At 62.5% G+C, this 20936-nt stretch carries 17 protein-coding genes and 1 pseudogene; 7 read left to right on the top strand and 11 right to left on the bottom strand.

All coding sequences use genetic code 11. From position 1 onward, the window contains the following. The first annotated feature begins 86 nt into the window (after nucleotides 1–86). Entirely contained in the window at nucleotides 87–986 is a 900-nt protein-coding gene (gene folD, locus WBQ96_RS21490; RefSeq protein WP_336554127.1) for a bifunctional methylenetetrahydrofolate dehydrogenase/methenyltetrahydrofolate cyclohydrolase FolD, read from the top strand. Nucleotides 987–1053: 67 nt separating this feature from the next. Further along, nucleotides 1054–2016, top strand: coding sequence for a GlxA family transcriptional regulator (locus WBQ96_RS21485; protein WP_091914284.1), 963 nt, complete (start codon nucleotides 1054–1056; stop codon nucleotides 2014–2016). A gap of 3 nt (nucleotides 2017–2019) precedes the next feature. On the opposite strand, the gene WBQ96_RS21480 is transcribed toward WBQ96_RS21485, so the two are convergent. Then, a complete protein-coding gene (locus tag WBQ96_RS21480) occupies nucleotides 2020–2820 on the bottom strand; it encodes an SDR family NAD(P)-dependent oxidoreductase (RefSeq protein WP_336554123.1) in 801 nt (266 codons plus the stop codon). Nucleotides 2821–2897: 77 nt separating this feature from the next. Between WBQ96_RS21480 and WBQ96_RS21475 the strand changes: the two genes are divergently transcribed. Next, the gene (locus tag WBQ96_RS21475; RefSeq protein ID WP_197716886.1) at nucleotides 2898–3341 is read left to right on the top strand and encodes a MarR family winged helix-turn-helix transcriptional regulator; all 444 of its coding nucleotides are present in this window, start codon (nucleotides 2898–2900) and stop codon (nucleotides 3339–3341) included. A 211-nt stretch (nucleotides 3342–3552) separates the two neighbouring features. Here WBQ96_RS21475 and edd read toward each other — a convergent pair whose 3' ends face one another. The 3 genes from edd to zwf form a co-directional block, all read right to left on the bottom strand. After that, nucleotides 3553–5376: a phosphogluconate dehydratase gene (edd, locus tag WBQ96_RS21470; RefSeq protein ID WP_336554120.1), complete on the bottom strand. Its 1824-nt coding sequence runs from the start codon at nucleotides 5374–5376 to the stop codon at nucleotides 3553–3555. A 127-nt stretch (nucleotides 5377–5503) separates the two neighbouring features. Next, the gene (pgl, locus tag WBQ96_RS21465) at nucleotides 5504–6205 is read right to left on the bottom strand and encodes a 6-phosphogluconolactonase (protein WP_336554118.1); all 702 of its coding nucleotides are present in this window, start codon (nucleotides 6203–6205) and stop codon (nucleotides 5504–5506) included. A gap of 4 nt (nucleotides 6206–6209) precedes the next feature. Continuing rightward, entirely contained in the window at nucleotides 6210–7679 is a 1470-nt protein-coding gene (gene zwf / locus WBQ96_RS21460; RefSeq protein ID WP_336554117.1) for a glucose-6-phosphate dehydrogenase, read from the bottom strand. A 197-nt stretch (nucleotides 7680–7876) separates the two neighbouring features. Between zwf and WBQ96_RS21455 the strand changes: the two genes are divergently transcribed. The 3 genes from WBQ96_RS21455 to WBQ96_RS21445 all read left to right on the top strand — a co-directional run bounded on the left by WBQ96_RS21455 (nucleotide 7877) and on the right by WBQ96_RS21445 (nucleotide 11268). Next, nucleotides 7877–9352: an aldehyde dehydrogenase family protein gene (locus WBQ96_RS21455; protein WP_336554115.1), complete on the top strand. Its 1476-nt coding sequence runs from the start codon at nucleotides 7877–7879 to the stop codon at nucleotides 9350–9352. Nucleotides 9353–9367: 15 nt separating this feature from the next. Further along, nucleotides 9368–10117 carry an SDR family oxidoreductase gene (locus WBQ96_RS21450; protein ID WP_336554113.1) on the top strand — a complete coding sequence of 250 codons (750 nt, stop codon included), beginning with the start codon at nucleotides 9368–9370 and terminating at the stop codon, nucleotides 10115–10117. A 203-nt stretch (nucleotides 10118–10320) separates the two neighbouring features. Then, entirely contained in the window at nucleotides 10321–11268 is a 948-nt protein-coding gene (locus WBQ96_RS21445; RefSeq protein WP_336554111.1) for a cell wall hydrolase, read from the top strand. A 1293-nt stretch (nucleotides 11269–12561) separates the two neighbouring features. On the opposite strand, the gene WBQ96_RS21440 is transcribed toward WBQ96_RS21445, so the two are convergent. The 7 genes and pseudogenes from WBQ96_RS21440 to aceA all read right to left on the bottom strand — a co-directional run bounded on the left by WBQ96_RS21440 (nucleotide 12562) and on the right by aceA (nucleotide 18996). Continuing rightward, nucleotides 12562–13254: an outer membrane protein gene (locus tag WBQ96_RS21440; RefSeq protein ID WP_336554110.1), complete on the bottom strand. Its 693-nt coding sequence runs from the start codon at nucleotides 13252–13254 to the stop codon at nucleotides 12562–12564. Between the two features lie 131 nt (nucleotides 13255–13385). Beyond that, the gene (locus WBQ96_RS21435) at nucleotides 13386–14672 is read right to left on the bottom strand and encodes an NAD(P)/FAD-dependent oxidoreductase (protein WP_336554217.1); all 1287 of its coding nucleotides are present in this window, start codon (nucleotides 14670–14672) and stop codon (nucleotides 13386–13388) included. A 48-nt stretch (nucleotides 14673–14720) separates the two neighbouring features. After that, nucleotides 14721–15039: pseudogene (locus tag WBQ96_RS21430) on the bottom strand (four helix bundle protein). Nucleotides 15040–15133: 94 nt separating this feature from the next. Continuing rightward, the gene (locus WBQ96_RS21425) at nucleotides 15134–16567 is read right to left on the bottom strand and encodes a glutamine synthetase family protein (RefSeq protein WP_336554107.1); all 1434 of its coding nucleotides are present in this window, start codon (nucleotides 16565–16567) and stop codon (nucleotides 15134–15136) included. A 96-nt stretch (nucleotides 16568–16663) separates the two neighbouring features. After that, nucleotides 16664–17122, bottom strand: a complete 459-nt coding sequence (locus WBQ96_RS21420) for a response regulator (RefSeq protein ID WP_336554105.1) — start codon at nucleotides 17120–17122, stop codon at nucleotides 16664–16666. Nucleotides 17123–17374: 252 nt separating this feature from the next. Next, on the bottom strand, nucleotides 17375–17614 hold the full coding sequence (locus tag WBQ96_RS21415) for an SMc00767 family acetate metabolism repressor (protein ID WP_091914306.1): 240 nt from the start codon (nucleotides 17612–17614) through the stop codon (nucleotides 17375–17377). A gap of 92 nt (nucleotides 17615–17706) precedes the next feature. Next, nucleotides 17707–18996, bottom strand: a complete 1290-nt coding sequence (gene aceA, locus WBQ96_RS21410; RefSeq protein ID WP_119820240.1) for an isocitrate lyase — start codon at nucleotides 18994–18996, stop codon at nucleotides 17707–17709. Between the two features lie 389 nt (nucleotides 18997–19385). On the opposite strand from aceA, the gene WBQ96_RS21405 reads away from it, so the two are divergent. Further along, nucleotides 19386–20825, top strand: a complete 1440-nt coding sequence (locus tag WBQ96_RS21405) for a helix-turn-helix domain-containing protein (RefSeq protein ID WP_336554101.1) — start codon at nucleotides 19386–19388, stop codon at nucleotides 20823–20825. The last annotated feature ends 111 nt before the right edge of the window (nucleotides 20826–20936 follow it).

Genomic DNA, 20936 nt, shown 5'->3' with positions numbered 1-20936 from the left:
GACGGGATTGCGCCGCGAATTTTTCGTGACTATGCCTGTTATACGGATATGCTTACCATGCAAGAAAAATGCATAGGAGGAAATAAATGGCTGAAGTGATCGATGGCAAGCTGGTGGCCGAAGATGTTGTCGCAACGGTCAAGCGCCTGACTGCCGATCTGTTGGCCAAGCACGGCGTGACGCCCGGCCTTGCCGTGGTCATCGTCGGCGAGGATCCTGCCAGCCAGGTCTATGTCTCCTCCAAGGGCAAGAAGGCCAAGGAGTGCGGCTTCCATTCTATCCAGCACACGCTGCCCGCCGACACCGGCGAAGCCGAGCTTCTGAAACTTATCGGCGACCTCAACGCCGACCCGGCCATTCACGGCATTCTGGTGCAACTGCCGCTGCCCGATCATGTCGACGCCGGCAAGGTCATCCAGACCATAGCGCCGGAAAAGGATGTCGACGGCTTCCACTTCCTCAATGTCGGCAAGCTCGGTACGGGCGAACTGGCGACGGCTTTCGTGCCCTGCACGCCCGCCGGCTCGATGCTGCTGATCGAGCGCGTGCGCGGCAAGGATTTGTCCGGGCTCAACGCGGTCGTCGTCGGCCGTTCCAACATCGTCGGCAAGCCGATGGCCAATTTGCTGCTGGCCGCCAACTGCACCGTCACCGTCGCCCACAGCCGCACCAAGGACCTGCCGGCAATCGCCCGCACCGCCGATATTCTCGTCGCCGCCGTCGGCCGTCCGGAGATGATCAAGGGCGACTGGGTCAAGCCGGGCGCGACCGTCATCGACGTCGGCATCAACCGCATTCCGGCACCCGAAAAGGGCGAGGGCAAGTCGCGGCTGGTCGGCGATGTCGCCTATGCCGAGGCGGCGAAGGTCGCGGGCGCGATTACGCCGGTGCCCGGCGGAGTCGGCCCGATGACCATCGCCATGCTGATGGCAAACACGCTCGTCTCTGCTAGTCTCACCGCAGGCATCGAACGCCCGTCTTTCTGACTATCTTTCAGCCCAAACGCAGGTGGCATCTTTGCCGAAGCTTCCCGTTCCGGTAGATATGCCGCCCATGGCCGATTTGGTTCAAGGCGGCCGGCAGTTCGCTTTCCTGCTGGTCGACAAGTTCTCGATGTTTTCCCTGGCAGCCGCGATCGACACGGTTCGTTCGGCGAACCGTCTGCTCGGCCAGGATTATTACGGCTGGACGACTGTCTCCGCCGACGGCGATTCCGTCATTGCCTCGAACGGCCTGCCTTTGAAGGTCGACTACAGCGTCGCCGATGTACCGCCCGTCGACATATTGTTCGTCTGCGTCGGCCTGACCACGGAATTCCCCGGCAAGAGCAAGGTGCTCGGCGCGTTGCGTAACTGGGGCCGCCGGGGCGGCACGCTGGGCGCGCTCTCGGTCGGCTCCTACCTGCTGGCCGAGGCCGGCCAGCTCGAAGGCCACCGCTGCACCATCCATTGGGAAAACCGCGCCGGCTTCATGGAACGTTTTCCCGACATCAACTGCACCGGCAACGTCTTCGAGATCGACCGCAAGCGCTATACCTGCGCCGGTGGCACCACCTCGATCGACCTGATGCTGGAGATCGTGCGCACCGATTTCGGCTCAAACATCGCTAATGGCGTCGCCAATCAGTTCCAGCATGAGCGCATTCGCTCGGCGGGGGACCGCCAGCGCGTCGGTCCGGAGCGCGACCTTACCGGCAAGTCGGAAAAGCTGCGCAAGATAGTCGAACTGATGGCAGACAATCTCGACGAGCCGTTTTCTGCCGTGCAACTTGCGAAATCGGCGGGGCTGTCGGTGCGTCAGGTCGAGCGCCTGTTCCTGCGCCATCTCACGGTCACGCCGGGCCGCTACTACATGCGCCTGCGGCTGGAGCGCGCGCGCGAACTTTTGCGCCAGACCAACATGCCGATCCTCGACGTGGCGATCGCGACCGGCTTCACCTCGCATTCCTATTTCGCCCAGAGCTACCGCCTGCAATTCGGCCGCCCGCCCAGCGAAGAGCGCCGCACGACCTACTGAGGCTCAAGCGGCGAGGAAGCCGCCGTCGGTAGCCAGAACATGTCCGACGACAAAGGCCGACTGGTCGGATGCAAGCCACACGACCGCTTCCGCAACTTCCTCGGGTTCGCCCATGCGCCGCAGCGGCAGCCCAGCCGCCACCGCATCCAACCCTCCGACGCCTGAAGCCGCCAGCTTCATCATGTCCGTCACCACTCGGCCGGGCGCGACCGCATTGATGCGCACGCCGCGCGAGGCATAGGTCATCGCGGCGGAGCGCATCAGCGAGATCACCGCTGCCTTGGAGGCCGAGTAGAGCGCGAAGCCGGGATTGGGATTGCGGACACCGCTGACCGAGGTGTTGATGACGATGCGCCCGCTGCCCTGCGGCAGCATCACCGCCAGCTGCTGTTTCAGGCACACGAACACCGACCGCACATTGGTGTCGAACACCGCGTCGAATGTCTCGGTGCTCTGCGTCTCCAGCGGCCCTGGCCGTTCCTGATAGCCGGCATTGTTGAAGGCGACATCCAGCCGCCCGAACCGCTCGACTGTCGTGCGCACCAGATGCTCGACTTCCTCGTCCTGGGTCACATCCGTGCGCACGAACAGGCTTTTCGCTCCGGCGGCGCGGCAGGCTTCGGCCACGGCTTCGCCTTCCTCGGCGCGGCGTCCGGCGATGACCACTGCCGCCGCTCCTTCCGCAGCCATCTTGAGTGCAGTCGCTTGTCCGATGCCGCTGCCGCCGCCGGTGATCAGGCAGACGCGGCCAGCCATTCGGGCATGTGCTGCTTGCTCGTTTAGGTTCAAGGTTTCTACCGACATGCTACCCGTTCCACGCAATTCGGATTGAATTCATGAAAGTTGTATCATACAACTAATTATAAACAAGAGGATCATGAATGCTGGAAAACGAAGAGATCGAAAAGGTCCGCGATTCCTCGCGCAAGCTCGTGCGCGAACTCGGTTTCATGAGGCCCACACTTGCCTCAAGCGGCCTGCCGATTTCCGCCGTTCACGCGCTGATCGAGATTGGCGGCAACGAGGCGATGACTGCCGGCATGCTCAGCGAAATCCTCAACCTCGAAAAATCCAGCGTCAGCCGGATGCTGCGCAAGCTGATCGATACCGGCGAAATCGAAGAGCGGACAAGCCCCGGCGATGCCCGCTCAAAACTCCTGACGCTGACGACGCGCGGAAAGGCGACGCTCGCGGCAATCGACAGCTTTGGGCAAAATCAGGTCGCTGCGGCCTTCCGGCATCTTTCGCAGGACCAGCGCCACCTCGTCGTGGCAGGCCTGACGGCCTATGCCGAGGCGTTGCATAGCGTTCGCGCGGGTAAATAATGCAGAGCTCGACGCTCCTCTAAGGAGGCAGGCACTTGCGGAGGGACCCCCACCCCTAGCCCCTCCCCACAAGGGGGAGGGGGATTTTGTTGGCTGCTGCCTAGGCCAATCTTCAACGTTTTTGGTCGAAGAGGTGATGAAATCGTCCCCCTCCCCCTTGTGGGGAGGGGCTAGGGGTGGGGGTCCCTCCGCAAGTGCCTGCCACCCGCCCTCAAGCCATCCCGAATGCACTTGCCCCCTGGTCGGCACGGCCGGCCATCTGGCGGAAGCCGGCAAACAGCTCGCGCCCAAAGCCGTACTCGTTTGCCGTAAGATCAATCAGTGGCACCTTGCGCGCCTTCAACTCAGCCTCGGGAACGAACACTTCCAGTGTCCCATTGTCGGCATCAAGCCGCACGATATCGCCGTCGCAAATCTTGCCGATCGGCCCACCCTCAAGCGCTTCCGGCGTCACATGGATCGCCGCCGGCACCTTGCCGGATGCGCCAGACATGCGCCCGTCGGTGACAAGCGCCACCTTGTGGCCGCGGTCCTGCAGGATGCCCAAAATGGTGGTCAGCTTGTGCAGTTCCGGCATGCCGTTGGCGCGCGGCCCCTGGAAGCGGATGACGGCGACGAAATCGCGGTCGAGTTCGCCCGCCTTGAAGGCGTCGTTCAGCGCCTGCTGGCTGTCCAGTACCACGGCGGGTGCCTCGATCAGGCGGCGTTCCGGCTTGACGGCAGACGTCTTGATGACGGCGTGGCCGATATTGCCCGACAGCATCTTCAGGCCGCCATTTGATTGAAATGCCTTGGCGAAGGGCGCCAATACCTTTTCGTCACCGCTGAGCTTGGGTGCGGCTTCGCGGGTGACGTTGCCGTCCGCGCCGAGCTTCGCTTCGACAGCATAGGGGCGCAGGCCTTCGCCCCACACGGTCTGCACGTCCTCATGCAGCAGGCCGGCGTTGAGCAGTTCGCGGATCAGGAAACCGAGCCCGCCGGCGGCGTGGAAATGGTTCACGTCGGAAAGGCCGTTCGGATAGACGCGGGCCAGAAGCGGGGTTGCGTCGGAGAGATCGGAAATATCCTGCCAGGTCAGCTTGATGCCCGCCGCCGCCGCCATCGCGAGCAGATGGATCGTGTGGTTGGTCGAGCCGCCGGTGGCGTGCAGGCCGACGACGCCATTGACGATCGAACGCTCGTCGATCATCCGCCCGACCGGCGTGTAGGCATTGCCGAGCGCGGTGATCGCCAGCGCCCGCTTGGCGGCTTCCCTGGTCAGCGCATCGCGCAGCGGCGTGCCCGGATTGACGAAGGATGCGCCCGGCGTGTGCAGGCCCATGATCTCCATCAGCATCTGGTTGGAATTGGCCGTGCCGTAGAAGGTGCAGGTGCCGGGGCCGTGATAGGACTTCGATTCCGCCTCAAGCAGCTCGGGACGGCCGACCTTGCCCTCGGCATAGAGCTGGCGAATCCGGGCCTTCTCGTCGTTCGGCAGGCCCGAAGTCATCGGCCCCGCTGGAATGAACACTGCCGGCAGATGGCCGAAGGTGAGAGCCCCGATGAGCAGCCCCGGCACGATCTTGTCGCAGACGCCGAGGAAGACGGCGGCGTCGAACATGTTGTGGCTGAGGCCGACAGCCGCCGCCATGGCGATCACGTCGCGCGAGAAAAGCGAAAGCTCCATGCCCGGCTGGCCCTGGGTGACGCCGTCGCACATGGCCGGCACGCCGCCCGCCACCTGCGCGATGCCGCCCACTTCGCGTGCCGCCTGCTTGATCATCTGCGGAAAGGTCTCGAAGGGCTGATGCGCCGACAGCATGTCGTTGTAGGAGGTGATGATGCCTAGGTTCGGCACCTTGTCGCCGCCGAGCGCGATTTTCTCAGACGGGCTGCACACCGCAAAGCCATGAGCGAGATTGCCGCAGGAAAGCACCGCGCGGTTGGCCGAGCGGCTGGAGGCCTCAGCGATGCGCCCGAGATAGATTTCGCGCGAGCCTCTGGACCGCTCGCGGATGCGGTTGGTGATGGCTTCGATGTCGCTTCTCGCGGTCATGGCTCTCGGTCCTGTCTTGTTGTTTGACCATGACCTTTTCGAAACCGGTTCCCGTCTTCGGGATCATGGTCTGGAACATGCCGCGGAAAACGTGGAGGAGCGTTCTCCGGCTCGACATGCAGAAATTTTACGGCGCCCAGAACACCTGCACAGGTGTCTTTGCGTGGTCGAATACGGCGCGGATGGGCAGATGACTTTCATTGCCGAGCGCTGCTTCCAGAACGCGGCGCTTTTCCGCGCCTTCGATATGCAGCGCGATAAATCCGGCCTCGGCAATGCGCGGCAGCGCCAATGTCAGGCGCGGCTCGATGCCGCTGGCCGCATGAACCGGCAGCACGTTCGATTTCGAAGCCGGGTCGAGCAGCGCGGTCAGATTGCCGGCATCGGGGAAGAAAGAGGCCGTGTGGCCGTCGCCGCCCATGCCGAGGATCGCGGCATCCAGCGGCAACGCGCTGCGGGCGATGAAATCGTTTGCCCGCTGCGCCGCACTCTGCACGTTGCCTGCCTCGGAATAGAGGCCGACGAAATTTGCCGCCGCCGCTTCGTGCTGGAGCAGGTTCGCGGCCACCAGTCCGGCGTTTGAGCGCGGTGAATCCGCCGGCACGAAACGCTCGTCGATCAGCGTCACCGTCACCTTGGCCCAGTCGAGCTTTTCGCGCGAAAGCGTGCGGAAAAACAGGCCGGGCGTGGTGCCGCCGGAAACGGCAATCGTTGCTTTTCCGCGTATGGCGATAGCGTCGCCGAGAACCTTGGCGACAGTACCGGAAAGCCCCAGCGCCAGTGTCTCGGACGACGCGAATTCGTGCCAGTTGCGGGTGGCCACGTCCATGCGCTCAGCTCTCGTGCCAGGTGCGGCCGTCGCGTTCGATCAGCGCGATCGAGGCGGACGGACCCCAGGTGCCCGAGGTGTAGCCCTGCGTTTCCTGATGGCTGTCGGCCCAAGCGCCCTGGATCGGGTCGATCCATTTCCATGCCGCCTCGACCTCGTCGCGGCGCATGAACAGCGTCTGGTTGCCGCGGATCACGTCCATCAGCAGGCGTTCATAGGCATCCGGGTTGCGCTCTTGGAAGCTTTCCGCAAAGCTCATGTCCAGCGCGACGTTGCGCAGGCGCATACCGCCCGGACCCGGATCCTTGATCATGATCCATTGCTTGACGCCGTCGTCGGGCTGCAGGCGTATCACCAACTGGTTGGCGATGACGTTGCCGGCACTTTCCTCGAAGATCGAATGCGGGATCGGCTTGAACTCGATGACGATTTCGGAGACGCGCGAGGCCAGCCGCTTGCCGGTGCGCAGGTAGAAAGGCACGCCGGCCCAGCGCCAGTTCTCGATCTCGGCCTTGATGGCGACGAAGGTTTCGGTCTCGCTTTGGCCGTTGCCGAGTTCCTCGACATAGCCCTTCACCGGGCCGGTGGCCGATGCGCCGGCGCGATATTGCCCGCGCACGGTCGATTTCGGCGCTTCCTGCCCGTTGATGCGCTTCAGCGAGCGCAGCACCTTCAGCTTTTCGTCGCGCACCGCGTCCGCTTCCATCGAGGCGGGCGCTTCCATGGCGACTAGGCACAGAAGCTGCAGCATGTGGTTCTGCACCATGTCGCGCAGCGCGCCGGCCTTGTCGTAATAGGTGATGCGGTCTTCCAGGCCGACGGTCTCGGCCACGGTGATCTGGACGTGGTCGATATGGGCAGAATTCCACAGCGGCTCGTAAAGCGCGTTGGCGAAGCGCAGCGCCATCAGGTTCTGCACCGTCTCCTTGCCGAGATAGTGATCGATGCGGAAAATCTGCTGCTCGGAAAAGACCTTGCCGATCTGGTCGTTCAGTTCGCGCGCGGAAGCAAGATCGCGGCCGATCGGCTTTTCCAGGACGATTCGCGCCGTTGGCGTGACGAGGTCGTTGGCCTTCAAATGGGTCGAGATATCGCCGAACAGCGCTGGCGCCACAGCAAGATAGAAGACCAGCACGTTCTTGCTGTTGCCGATGGCCTTTTTCAGCTTCGGGAAACCATCGCCGGTTTTCGCGTCCACCGCGACATACGAGAGGCGTGCAATGAAGCTTTCGAGCTGGGCGGGGTCGATTTCCTCCGCTTTTACATGCTCGGAAATCGCCTTGCTCGCGAATGCGCGATACTCGTCGTCGGTCATCGTGGTGCGCGAGGCACCGATAATGCGGGTAGGTTCGGAGAATTGCCCGGCGCGCTGGCGCTGGTAGAGCGCCGGCAACAGCTTGCGCTCGGCAAGGTCGCCCGTGCCTCCAAAAACGACAAGGTCGAAGGCTTCGACGGGGATGATCTGGCTAGTCATTGCAGTTCCGTGTTCACGACGGCGGTGAGTCCGCCGTCTATTAATCTAATCGATTTAAAATTACCAGTGTCAGACTGTCACAGCTTCAACCTTGACACTGGTCCAACCGGGGCGTTTCTCATCAGGCGATAGTCACTCCGGTCTGTTCGCAAACGCAACATAAGACTTGAACGTGACGATTTCCAAAGGAGATTGCGATGGGAACGCATCTTTCCAGAACGGTGGCGGAAGGCCGCGCCTTCATGCAGATCGTCGATGGAAAGCAGGTCGACGCGCTTTCGGGCGAGCGGATCGACGTGCGCTGCCCTTCCGACGGCAAGGTTTTCGCCTCAATTCCCGCCGCCGGCGCTGCCGATGTCGACCGTGCCGTGCAATCGGCCCGCACAGCTTTCGATAACGGGCCATGGAGCCGCACGCCTGCTGTCGAGCGCGGCCGCTGCCTCACCCGGCTTTTCCAGCTCATCGAGAAAAACGGCACCGAACTCGCCGCACTCGAATCGCGCGACACCGGCAAGCCGGTCCGGCAGGGCAGGGCGGATGTGAACGGCGCCATGCGCTATTACGAATTCTACGGCGGTGCAGCCGACAAGATCCACGGCGACACCATCCCGTTTCTGGAAGGCTACACGGCGCTGACCTTGCGCGAGCCGCATGGCGTGGTCGCCGGCATCATTCCCTGGAACTATCCACTGCAGATCCTTGCCCGTGTAGCGGGTGCAGCACTCGCCATGGGCAACACGCTGGTGGTCAAGCCGGCCGAAGACGCCTCGCTGACCACGATCCGCATTGCCGAGCTGGCGCTGGAAGCCGGCATTCCAGCCGGAGTGTTCAACGTCGTCACCGGCTATGGGCGCGAGGCGGGCGCGGCGCTTTCGGCGCATCCGCTGGTCGATTACGTCACCTTCACCGGCTCGCCGATGACCGGCACCGCCATCCAACAGGCCGCCGCCATCAACAACCGCGGCGTCACCATGGAGCTTGGCGGCAAGTCGCCGCAGATCGTCTTTGCCGACGCCGATATCGAGGCGGCGTTGCCCGTTCTCGTCAACGCGATCATCCAGAATGGCGGCCAGACCTGCTCGGCCGGCAGCCGCGTGCTGATCGAAAAGCCGGTCTATGACCGGATTGCCGCCGGCCTCACTGAGCGGTTCTCAAAACTCGTCGCCGGTCCGCATGACGCCGATCTCGATCTCGGCGCGCTCATCAGTCCCAAGCAGAAGAACCAGGTGGCCGGCATGATCGCGGCGGCGGAGGAGGCCGGCATTCCGGTCCTTGCGCGCGGCTCGGTCCATCCTGACGCACCCACCGAGGGCTATTATCAGGCACCGGTCCTGTTCGGATCGGTCGATCCGGCGGCGGCAATCGCCCAGAACGAGGTGTTCGGGCCGGTGCTGACGCTGTTTCCGTTCGAAGGCGAGGAAGAAGCGATACGCCTCGCCAACGGCACAGATTTCGGCCTCGTCGCCGGTGTCTGGACCAAGGACGGCGCGCGCCAGCACCGCGTCGCCAAGCGTGTGCGCGCCGGCCAGGTTTTCGTCAATGGCTACGGTGCCGGGGGCGGCATAGAACTGCCCTTCGGCGGCTTCAAGAAGTCCGGCCATGGGCGCGAAAAGGGTTTTGAGGCGCTTTACGATATGTCGGCCACCAAGACGGTGGTGTTTAATCATGGGTAGGAGAAGCAGGAAAACATGCCACGCCTAAAAAACAAGGTCGCAATCATCACCGGTGCAGCAGCGGGTTTCGGCGAGGGCATGGCCAAGCGCTTTGCCGAGGAAGGCGCGAAAATCGTCGTGGCCGACCTCAATGTGAAGGATGCCGAGCGCGTTGCCGCTGAAATCGGCCACCAGGCGATCTTCGTTCAGACCGACGTGTCACAGAAGGCCGAGTTCGATGAACTGGTCGCCGCCACGATGAAGGCTTTCGGCCGCATCGACATCATGGTCAACAATGCCGGCTACACCCATCGCAACGGCGACATGCTGGAGGTCGAGGAAGACACCTTCGACCTGATCACCGCCGTCAACATGAAGGCGATCTACCACGCCGCCCGCGCCGTCGTGCCGATCATGGATGCGCAGGGCGGCGGCTCCATCATCACCACCGCCTCCACCGCCGGCCTACGCCCGCGTCCGGGCCTGACCTGGTACAACGCCTCCAAGGGCTGGGCGATCACCGCGACCAAGTCGATGGCGGTGGAACTCGCGCCGAAGAACATCCGCGTGAACTGTCTTTGCCCGGTCGCCGGCGAAACGGGAATGCTGGCGCAGTTTATGGGCGAGGACACGCCCGAGCTTCGTGCGAAATTCCGTGCCTCGATACCGCTAGGCCGTCTGTCGACGCCGCTCGATATTGCCAATGCCGCTCTCTGGCTGGCGTCCGACGAGGCGAAATTCATCACCGGCGTGGCGCTCGAAGTCGACGGCGGCCGCTGCATCTAGCCGGCAGTCCCGCCTCCTTGCCGTGCGCTCCGGCGTATGAGAAAAGCGAAAGCTGACATGGTTAAGGCTTTCGCCATCTTTTAGCCTGAAAAATGCACAATCTCGATTCTGGGCTGGGGACGACCAAGGAGTAAGGGGCCCTTTTGCTAAATCTCCCAAGGTGGAGGACGTTTCTTGCGTTCAGCACCGTCGTATCCGGTTGTGTGCTTGCTGGTTGTACCACGCAGGGCGCTGGCGGTCTGACGGAAGGCCTCAAGACCTCGTCCCTCGGCAAGACATCGTCCAAAACGTCCTACGCCTACACGGCCAAGGACAAGGAATGTCTCGCCCGCGCAATGTTCTTCGAATCCAACCGCTCGAGCCGTTCGGGACTTGTCGCCGTCGGCACGGTGGTGATGAACCGCCTGGACTCCGGCCAGTATGGCGACACCGTCTGCCAGGTCGTCGGACAGAAAGGCCAGTTCGCGCCCGGCGTGCTGTCGCGCCGCATGGACTCCAAGGCGCTTCCCGACGTGGTCGACGCAGCCGATTCCGTGCTGAAGGGCGAACGCCATCCGAAGGTGCAGAGCGCCATGTTTTTCCACACCGCCGGCCTGCGCTTTCCCTACAAGAACATGCATTACGTGCTGGAAGCCGGCGGCAACGAGTTTTACGAGAAGCGCAGCCGGCGCCGCGCAAAGCCGGCGGTCGAGGAAACTCAGGTTGCAGAAGCCAGCCCGCTTCCCGGCGTGCAGGAGACGACGGCAAAGGCGGCTGCTCCGGTCGAGACGCAGATCGCCATGACCGAGAACGGACCGCGTGTCGTTTCGGCGAGCGCACGTTCTGCAGATTCCGCGCCGGTTGCAACAACCGCCTCCGCCTCGGCAAAGGGCGCTCGCGTTGTTGCCCGCAGCAGCAGGTCCGACGACGCCGCGCCAGTCGAGACGCGGGCGAGCACCACCGGCAAAGGCCCCCGGATTCTCACGCAGGATGCGAAGCCTGAGGCTCCAACGCCGCAGGTCGCAGAAGCCACGCCTTCTCTGCCGACCGAAGCGCCGCAGCCATCCGATCTGGCGCAGACGGCGATGTCCTATGAGGCCGACCCGAAGGCAGTCGACGCCATCGGCGCCATGATCGCCTCCCAGACGCGGCCGATGCCGACGGTGGAGTGAAAGGTAGCTCGGCGGCGCGCTTCATCATCGCCACGCCTGCTTTCGCATCTGGCCATTGTCAAAGATCGGGAAGCGGGGCGCATGGCCGTGCCTTCCTAGTGTTTAGTAAGTGGCGCGACTTCCACGCCCCGCCGGCGATTTCTGTTCCCGTCCGTTCCGCTGCTCCCTGCCTTCATTCATTTGCGAATAAAGGCAGAGCCTATGTGCTCGTCCAGCACGCGCGGGCCGTATTACCCGCAGGGGAACCCTCGGACGGAACCTCCCCGGGCTCGTCGCTACGTTTGCGACAAACCGGAAGCGCCGGTTCCTCCCCACAGATCACCGTCGCGACCGGTGTTCCCGTGGGAGGAACTGGAGCGAATTATGAAAGGTGCTCGAGGGGTGGGGAAAAATCAGGCGTTAGAAAGTTAGAGGCATAAGTAAAAACAATAGCTTGAGTGAAACCCGCCTGAAAATCTTTCCCCCACTTCGCAAGCTTCCGCTTCGGCAGTTCTGCACCGCTGCGGCCTTCGCGGATGGTCCGGCATGGATCCCTGGGTTCTACGCCCTTCGCTTCGCTCGTGCTGCGACCCGAGGATGACGAGCTTGTTATTTGCCGCCTTCGCAAACCGCCAACGCCAAATCACCAACGCTTGGGATTGGCGGCAAGCCTAAATGCAATTCGTCATTCTTGACCTCGTGAGCGAGGAACGAGCGGAGAGTGTCGGGAATCCATGCCGGAACGCAAAAGCGCTTCGGTGGTGCAGACCGCAATGGCGTCAGGATCGGTCCGTGCCTGACGATACCGGCCAATGGATCCCGGATAGCCTTCGCTTCGCTCCAGCTTCCGGGATGACGAATTGCATGTTTGGCCTTCGCTGATCGTCAACGCTGGGGCGCAGCAATTGCGTCTCTGGTCTTAAGCAACGTTTGCGATTAGCGGCGACACCCCTCCCTTCGTCATCCCGGGCGGAGCATGAGCGAAGCGAATGCGGAGACCCGGGATCCATGCCTGAATGGAGAAGAGCTTCAGCGGTGCAGAACGCGTCAACAGCAGGACCGGGCCGTGCCTGACGATGCTGCGGCCAATCGATCCCGGATAACCTGCGCTTCGCTTCGGTTTCCGGGATGACGAGCTGCCTTCGCTAGTCGTCGACATTGGATGGCAGCTTTCGGAATGACGACTTCACGGTTGTCACGGCTAGTCGCCCCTGCGCCAAGACGCGAAGACCACTTCCCGCATGCCGCACGAGCCCCGCGCAAACAAAAACCCCGGCGCGAGCGCCGGGGCAGTTCAGCCAATGAGACGGTTCGTTAGAACTTGTAGTTGAAGCCGAGGCGAATGCCGTCGGACTTCCATTTGGCTTCGACAGGCGCGCCATCCGACAGAGTGTAGTCATCCTTGCCGAGATCGATATGCAGGTATTCGAGCTTGGCGGTGAACTGGTCGGTGAAGGCATATTCGAGGCCGACGCCCGCTGCCCAGCCGAACCGCGTCTGGTCGTCGCTGACGCTGTTGCCGGTCACCGAGTCGCGGGTCGTCAACTCGACATTGCCGAAGGCTGCGCCGCCGGTGATGTAGGGCAGGAAGCGGTCATAGGCATAGCCGAGGCGCGGGCGCACCGTGCCATACCATTTCACTTCCGAGTCGCAGGAGAAGGTCGGGTTCGGGCAGGTCACGCTGCCATCGGCGCCTGACCAGGAGAGATCGCCTTCAAGGCCGAGCACGACATTGTTGGGGAACTGATAGTTGTAGCCGACCGTGCCACCGACCGAGCCGCCATTGGTGTCGAAATCATTGTTGTCGCCGGTGTCGGTGAAGGTCCAGTCGGTCTTGCCCCAATGGTAGCCGCCGACGATGCCTATGTAAGCGCCGGTCCAGCTGAAGATCGGTGTTTCGGCAATGGGAGCTGGTGCTTCGGGCTCCACGACGTCAGCGGCATAGGCCGCCGTTCCGGTGGAAAGAAGTGCTGCGAGAACCGCAGCGCGTGCAAACCCTTTGGTCAAGGCTGCCTCCTGCACATGCGAATGCCCCACGCCACCCGACGTGATGGGAGCGACCTTAGCCCAAATCCGGCGCTTTGGCTGTCACACCTGCGCAACAGTGCACCCGGGCCCGATCACTAAAACGAGAGGTGTTAAAACCTGTCCCTCAGCGCGAACCAGTTGAGCGCGAGGAACATCAGCGGCGCGCGGAAGCGCCGGCCACCGGGAAAAGGCGGGATTTTGAGGTCTTCGAAGAGCTTCAGCCGGTCGCGGTTACCGGCGATAGTCTCGGCATAAAGCTTGCCGACGAAGTTGGACAGCATGACGCCATGGCCGGAATAACCGCCGGCGAAAATGACATTGGGCATGACCTCGCGCACATAAGGTTTTCGCGGCACGGTGATGCCGACATAGCCGCCCCAGCCATGGGTGATCTCGACATCTTTCAAGGCCGGATAAAGCTCGGCGATCTGCTTGCGGATGTGGATATGAATGTCCTTGGGATCATCGACCCCATAGACCTCGCGCCCGCCGAACAGCAGCCGGCCATCCCTGGATTTGCGGAAATAGCGCACGACGAAGCGTGAATCGTCGACGGATTCACCACCTGGAATGACCGGGCTATCAGCGCCCAGCGGCACGGTCGCGCCGATGAAGGAGCCGATCGGCATGACATGGGCCGCACTCACCGGTTCCAGATTGCCGCCATAGGCATTGACCGCGATCAGGCATTTGTCGGCGGTTATGGTGCCAGTCGGCGTCGTCACGCGCACCTTGCCGGCGGCGGAGATGATGCCGGTCGACGGCGTATTTTCGAAAAGCTGTGCGCCTGCCTCCGCCGCGACCCGCGCCGTGCCGATGACCAGTTTCAGCGGATGAATATGGCCGGTGCCGGTGTCGCGCGTTCCACCGAAATAGGCGGTTGAGCCGAGCCGCTCGGCCGTCTCCTTCTCGTCCATGAAGGAGATGTGCTCATAGCCGAAGCGCGTCGCCATGATCTCTGCATGGGCCTTGTAGTCGTCGACATAACGCTTCTTGTGCGCCACAGACAATTGGCCGGGCATGAAGTCGATTTCGATATTGTTCGCTGCCGAAAATTCCAGGAGATGCGCCTTGGCCTCCTCGGCGAGTTCGAACAACGCCTTGGCGCGCGAAAGACCAAGCTCGGCCTCGAGGTCCTCCGCCCAGGCGCGCTGGCCCGTTCCGAGCTGGCCGCCATTGCGCCCGGATGCGCCGTCGCCGAAACGATGCGCCTCGATCAGCACGACATTCGTGCCCGCCTTGGCCAGATGCGCCGCCGCCGACAGGCCGGTAAAACCGCCGCCGATGATGACGACATCGGCGCTGCGGTCGCCGTCCAGCGCCGGATAGACCGGCCGCTCGCCGGCAGTGGCTTCGTACCAGGAATGGCCGGGGGAGATGGGGGAATGATGCATGATAGGGAAGTAAGGGAATAAGGGAGTAGGGGAAAGAGGAATCGGATGGGGCTACGTCGAAGCTAGTTTACGGAGCAGGAGACGCAGCAATTTCCCGACACTCTCGCTTCTGGTCATCAGTGGCGATACCGAGCCGGTAATCGCGACGCCGGCACGTTCCGCCAGGAGCAAATGAGTTTCAAGTTCTTTCAGCGAACCTTGGGCGATGCGGAGGAACTGGAGGTAGGAGCCGCGATGCTCGCGGCCATAGCTTTCGGCAATGTTGGCGGGGATGGATGTGGCGGCGCGGCGAGCTTGGCTGGTCAATCCGTAAATCTCTTCCTTGGGCCAGGATCTGGTGGTCGCATATACCAGCAACGGCCAAATCCATAGCCTGCTGCCAGACAACAAGGTCTTGATAAGAACCGCTCTTATCCGGCAACTTCCCCTACTGCCCTACTGCCCTACTGCCCTACTCCCCTAACTCACACATTCAACAACAGATACTCCCGCTCCCACGGGCTGATCACTTCCATGAAGGTCTCGAACTCGGCGCGCTTGATGGCGGCATAGGTGGCCGCGAAGGATTCGCCCAGCATTGTTCGCAACTCCTGATCGCCTTCGAACAGGTCGACTGCTTCGAGCAGTCCTCGGGGCAGGTCGATCTCGTCCGCATTGGCTGTGGTCAGGACCGGCGCATCCGGCTTCAGGCCGTTGTTCATGCCAATAAGCCCGCAGGCGAGCGAGGCAGCCAACGCCAGATAGGGATTGGCGTCGGAGGAGGGGATGCGGTTCTCGACGCGCCGTCCCGCGGGGTCCGAGCGCGGCACGCGGAAGGCCACGGTGCGGTTGTCGTAGCCCCATTTGGCGTTGACTGGAGCGGAGGCCGCCTGCGTCAGCCGGCGATAGGAATTGACGTAGGGCGCAAACATCACCAGCGCGTTCGGCACATGGCGCTGCATGCCGCCGATGAAGTTGAAGAAAGCCTCGGTCTCCGATCCGTCTGGTGCCGAGAAAATGTTCTTGCCGGTCTTGCGATCGACGATCGACTGATGGATGTGCATGGCCGAGCCCGGCTGGCCCTGGATCGGCTTGGCCATGAAGGTGGCATAGGTGTCGTGCTTGAGCGCCGCCTCACGGATGGTGCGCTTGAACAGGAACACCTGGTCGGCAAGCTCGATCGGATCGCCGTGGCGCAGGTTGATCTCGAGCTGGCCCGCACCCTCTTCGTGTATGAGCGTATCGATCTCCAGGCCCTGGTTTTCGGAGAAATGATAGATGTCGTCGATCAGTTCGTCGAACTCGTTGACGCCGGCGATCGAATAGCCGGCGCCGCCGCCGATCGGCCGGCCGGAGCGCCCGACAGGTGGGGTCAGCGGATAATCCGGGTCCGGGTTCTTGCGCACGAGATAGAATTCGATTTCCGGCGCAACGACCGGGCGCAGGCCCTTCTTCTCATAGGCTGCGACCACCTTCTTCAGCACATTGCGCGGCGTGAATTCCACGGCGCGCCCGTCCTGATGGACGAGATCGCAGATCACCTGCGCCGTTGGATCCTCCTCCCAGGGCACGACCGTCAGCGTCGAAAGATCCGGCATCAACTTCAGGTCGCCATCGTCTTCCGGGTAGGCGAATCCGTTGCCGTCTTCCGGGTAGTCGCCCGAGATCGTCATCATGAACGGTGCCGAAGGCAGCGCCAGCGAGGTGTTGGAGGTGAATTTGCTCGACGGCATCATCTTGCCGCGTGCCACGCCCGCCTGATCGGGGGTGATGCATTCTATGTCTTCGATGCCGCGCCATTCGAGCCAGTCGCTGACTTCCTTCCAGTTCTTTACGCCACGAAGGTTTTTTACATATGCGGGGGTTCGCGCACGCCCTCCGGCTTTCGAGGGGCGGGCTTCCTTTTTAGGGGCAGGCATCAATCACCAGGATTTGATTTCGGATTTGCGAGTATAGCCATGCCCCACGAGGGAAGGAAAGGGGGGCTTTCGCGGCCTTTTGTGGGGCGCGCGGTCTCAGCCGCGCAAGCGATCCAGCAGCCGATCGACCACCGGCTGGAGCAGTTCGGGAGTGATCGGCTTGGCGACGGCGGCATCGATCGCCGTCAGCGCAGAGAGATCGTCGGCATCCATGATCCGGGTCGAGAGCAGGATCACGCAGGGCGCTTCCGTTCCCGACAGCCGCCGCAGGGTCACCAACTGGCCCATCAGCGCCTCGCAGTCGGTGTTGTCGACGCCGCCGTCGAGCACCACCGTACCCGGCACCATCGTCTGCAGCGTCCGGAGTGCTGTTTCCGGATCTTCTGAAATCGGCCTCAGCCCGGATTTCTCGACGATCTTGGAAACCACGATGCGGTTGATCTGCGATTTGCCGACCACCAGAACCTTGTTCAGATCGACCGTGAAAACAGCGGGACTCTGGTCAGTCGGGCCGGTGCCCGGGCGACGGCTGCTGTCGCTACGTGACTTGATCATGCACTAGCCTGTCCGCCCGTAGCTCAATTTATGGTTGAGGAAACGGTGCAAGTAACCGCAGGCCCCACCTTCATGTCAAGCGTAAAACCATTGCGTGGCGAGCGTGAGCAAAAAGTGAAGGGATTAGCCGCGCCGCGCTTGCGACCAAAGGCGCAGCAAGGGCCATGGCGTTAAAAAAAGATCACCCACGCGAAACCGCGCAGGTGATTGAGTGGGCCTTGGAACTGTTTGTCGGTTGACGGATGCCGGTTGTTAGCGGGTGCCCTGGGTGACGATCACCGGGATGAGCAGGTCGCCCCAGTTGCCGTCACCGCCATGATGGCGCGCCGAGCGCACGAGCTCGACCGAGACGCCGGCTTCCACCGCCTTCATCACCGACTGGTTGAGGCGGTGCAGGTCGTTGGCGACGATGCGTATGACCGCCTGCTGATCCATATTCATGGCCGAAGACTGTTCCTCGGCCCGCTCCTTGACGCGTGTTCTGGTTGCCATGGTCTTCTCCCGTGCGCTGTTTATTGCCCTTCGGGCGTTTCCTCTGTTTGTTGCCCGGGGCTAGTCGCCCCGGGATATTGCCTGCGGCCCGATTATTCCGCTGCCGGACGGAACTGGTCGTGCTCGGTCGATTCCTTCATCGCCGTGGTGGACGACTGGCCGCCAGTGATCGCCATCGACACGGCGTCGAAATAGCCGGTGCCGACTTCGCGCTGGTGCTTGGTCGCGGTGTAGCCGTTGGCCTCCGAAGCGAACTCGGCTTCCTGCAACTCCGAATAGGCTGCCATCTGGCGATCCTTGTAGCCGCGCGCCAGCTCGAACATGCCGTGGTTGAGCTGATGGAACCCGGCCAGCGTGATGAACTGGAACTTGTAGCCCATGGCGCCCAACTCGCGCTGGAACTTGGCGATCGTGGCATCGTCCAGATGCTTCTTCCAGTTGAAGGAGGGCGAGCAATTATAGGCGAGAAGCTTGTTGGGGTGATGCTTGCGCACGCCCTCGGCAAACTTCTTCGCCTGCGCCAGATCCGGCTTGGAGGTCTCGCACCAGATCAGGTCGCAATGCGGGGCATAGGCAACGGCGCGCGCAATGCACGGCTCGATGCCGTTCTTGACGTTGTAGAAACCTTCGACCGTGCGGCCGGCATCATAGTCGACGAAAGGCTGGTCGCGCTCATCGATGTCTGACGTCAAGAGCTTGGCCGCTTCCGCGTCGGTACGGGCGATCACCAGCGTTGGCGTGCCCATAACGTCGGCGGCAAGGCGGGCCGCATTGAGGTTGCGGATGTGGGCAGCGGTCGGGATCAGCACCTTACCGCCGAGATGGCCGCACTTCTTTTCCGAAGCGAGCTGGTCTTCATAGTGGACGCCGGCGGCGCCCGCCTCGATGAAGGCCTTCATGATCTCGAAGGCGTTGAGCGGACCGCCGAAGCCGGCTTCTGCGTCAGCCACGATCGGCGCGAACCATGTGTCGACCGACAGGCCCTTGCCTTCCGAGGTCTCGATCTGGTCGGCGCGCTGCAGCGTCTTGTTGATGCGCTTGGCAAGCTCGGGCGCGGCATTGGCCGGGTAGAGCGACTGGTCAGGATACATGGCGGATGCCGTGTTGGCGTCGGCTGCGACCTGCCAGCCCGAAAGATAGATCGCCTTCAGTCCGGCGCGCACCATCTGCATCGCCTGGTTGCCGGAGAGAGCGCCCAGCGCGTTGACGAAGCCTTCCTCGTGGATCAACTGCCAGAGGCGGTTTGCGCCCATTTCGGCCAGGCTGTGCTTGATCTGCACGGAGCCGCGCAGCTTCTTGACCGTCTCGGCGGTATAGGGCCGCTCGATGCCTTCGAAACGGCCTTCAGGCGCGGATGGGACGAGATTGTAAAAATCGGTCATATTTCTCTCCGAACAGTCAACGGTGTTACATTGGCGGAGCAGCTTCCCGCTGCTTCTGTGTTACGGAATTTACATTGCGATGCGATATAAGCGAGGTAATTCGGGAAAATCGTCTGGGAAATAGGGAAAACCTGTATTGTGTTTGACAGGATCGCGTTGTAAATTTGTAAATGTTGTAAAGGATTTTGGCGGTGAGGAATTTGTCAATTCCTGTAAATAAACGCGATCTGTCATACAGCAAGCCTGCAGTCGTCATCCCGGAAGCCGGGCTATCCGGGATCCATTCCGCGACGACAACCAGCAGACCGGAATGGGTCCCGGGTATCCCGCCGCTTTGCGTCGCTCGTCCGGGATGACGGCGTCTTCCGGTGTATTGAAGGTCGAGACTGATGGCCGAGCAAAAAATCTTCGCCGGGCCGCGCATCCGCCGCATCCGCAACGCCAAGGGCCTGACCCAGACGGCGATGGCCGAAGGGCTCGGCATCTCGCCGTCCTATCTCAACCTGATCGAGCGCAACCAGCGCCCGCTGACGGTGCAGCTCATCCTGAAGCTATCTTCCGTTTACAAGGTCGAGCCGGAGGAGCTTCAGGGCGAGGCCAGGGGCTCGATCGCGTCACTCAAGGAGGTGTTTTCCGACCCGCTGCTGGCCGGCGAACTGCCGGGCGACCAGGAACTCGTCGAGATCGCCGAAGGCGCACCGAACGCGGCGGCGGCAGTAATAAAACTGTTCCGCGCCTATCGGGAGCAGGCCGAGCGCCTGTCCGATCTTTCCGAGCTTCTGGCGCGTGAGGGCAGGGCGACCGCTCTGTCCGGCGCGCGGCTGCCCATCGATGAGGTGCACGAGGTTTTCGAGCGTCGGCCCAACCATTTTGCGTCGATCGAAGAAGAAGCGGAAGCGTTCACCTCCGTGCTCGACCCGGGTGATGATCTATTCGGCGCGCTGAAGGCATGGCTCAGGCGCGAGTATGGCATCGTTGTGAAAGTGCTGCCGGTCGCCACCATGCCCAACTGGCGTCGCCGCTATGACCGTCATTCGCAGCGCCTGTTCATTTCCGAGCGCCTTTCGCCCTTCGATCAGCTGCGCGAGGTGGCGATGGAAGCCTGCCTCATCCGCATGTCGGTGGCGGTCGCCGCCGAAATACAAGCCCTGAAGCTTTCATCCGACGAGGCCCGGCGGCTCGCACGATTCGAGCTTGGCCGCTATGCGGCGCATGCGCTGATGATGCCCTATCAGGCGTTCCAGTCGGCAGCGCAGCGCTCACGCTACGATGTCGATGTCTTGCGCTCGCGCTTCGGCGTCTCCTTCGAGCAGGCGGCAAACCGGCTGACCATGCTGCAAAGGCAGGGCGCCTCGGCGGTGCCGTTCTTCATGCTCGAGGTCGACAATGCCGGCAACCGCTTCCGCAAGGCTGGCGCGCAAGGCTTTCCGCAAAGCCGCTTCGGCGGCGGCTGCCCGAAGCTGCCGGTGCATGCAGCCTTCACCCAGCCGGGGCAGATTTTTGTCGAGGCGGTGGAAATGCCGGACGGTGCCGAGTTCCTCTGCGTTGCCCGCACGCTGGAAGGACCGCAAGGCGCCTTCAACGAGCGCCCGCGCCGCACCGCCCTGCTAATCGGCTGCGACATCGCCTTCAAGGACGAGATCGTCTACGGAGCAGCATTGCCCGGAGCCACCGGCGCGAAGCCCGGCCAGGTTCCCGCAACCCCGGTCGGCCCCGCCTGCCGGCTCTGCGAGCGCACCGGCTGCCTGTCCCGCGCCGAGCCCCCCGTCACCCGCCCGCTCGGACTGGACGAGATGGTGACGGGGTTGAGCGCCTTCGATTTTCAGTAGTGGATAGCCGATGCGCGAGCGTGCAACAGCTTGCAATGCTGGGTTGTCAGGCTATCATTCCGCGCAGCATTTGATGGGGCGGCAACCGCATTGAGATGCCGGTTGCGATGA

This window comes from Mesorhizobium sp. CCNWLY176 (assembly GCF_037153935.1).
Classification (GTDB): domain Bacteria; phylum Pseudomonadota; class Alphaproteobacteria; order Rhizobiales; family Rhizobiaceae; genus Mesorhizobium_M; species Mesorhizobium_M zhangyense.
The sequence above is the reverse complement of the archived record's forward strand: the minus strand, read 5'-3'. Positions and strand labels throughout refer to the sequence as shown.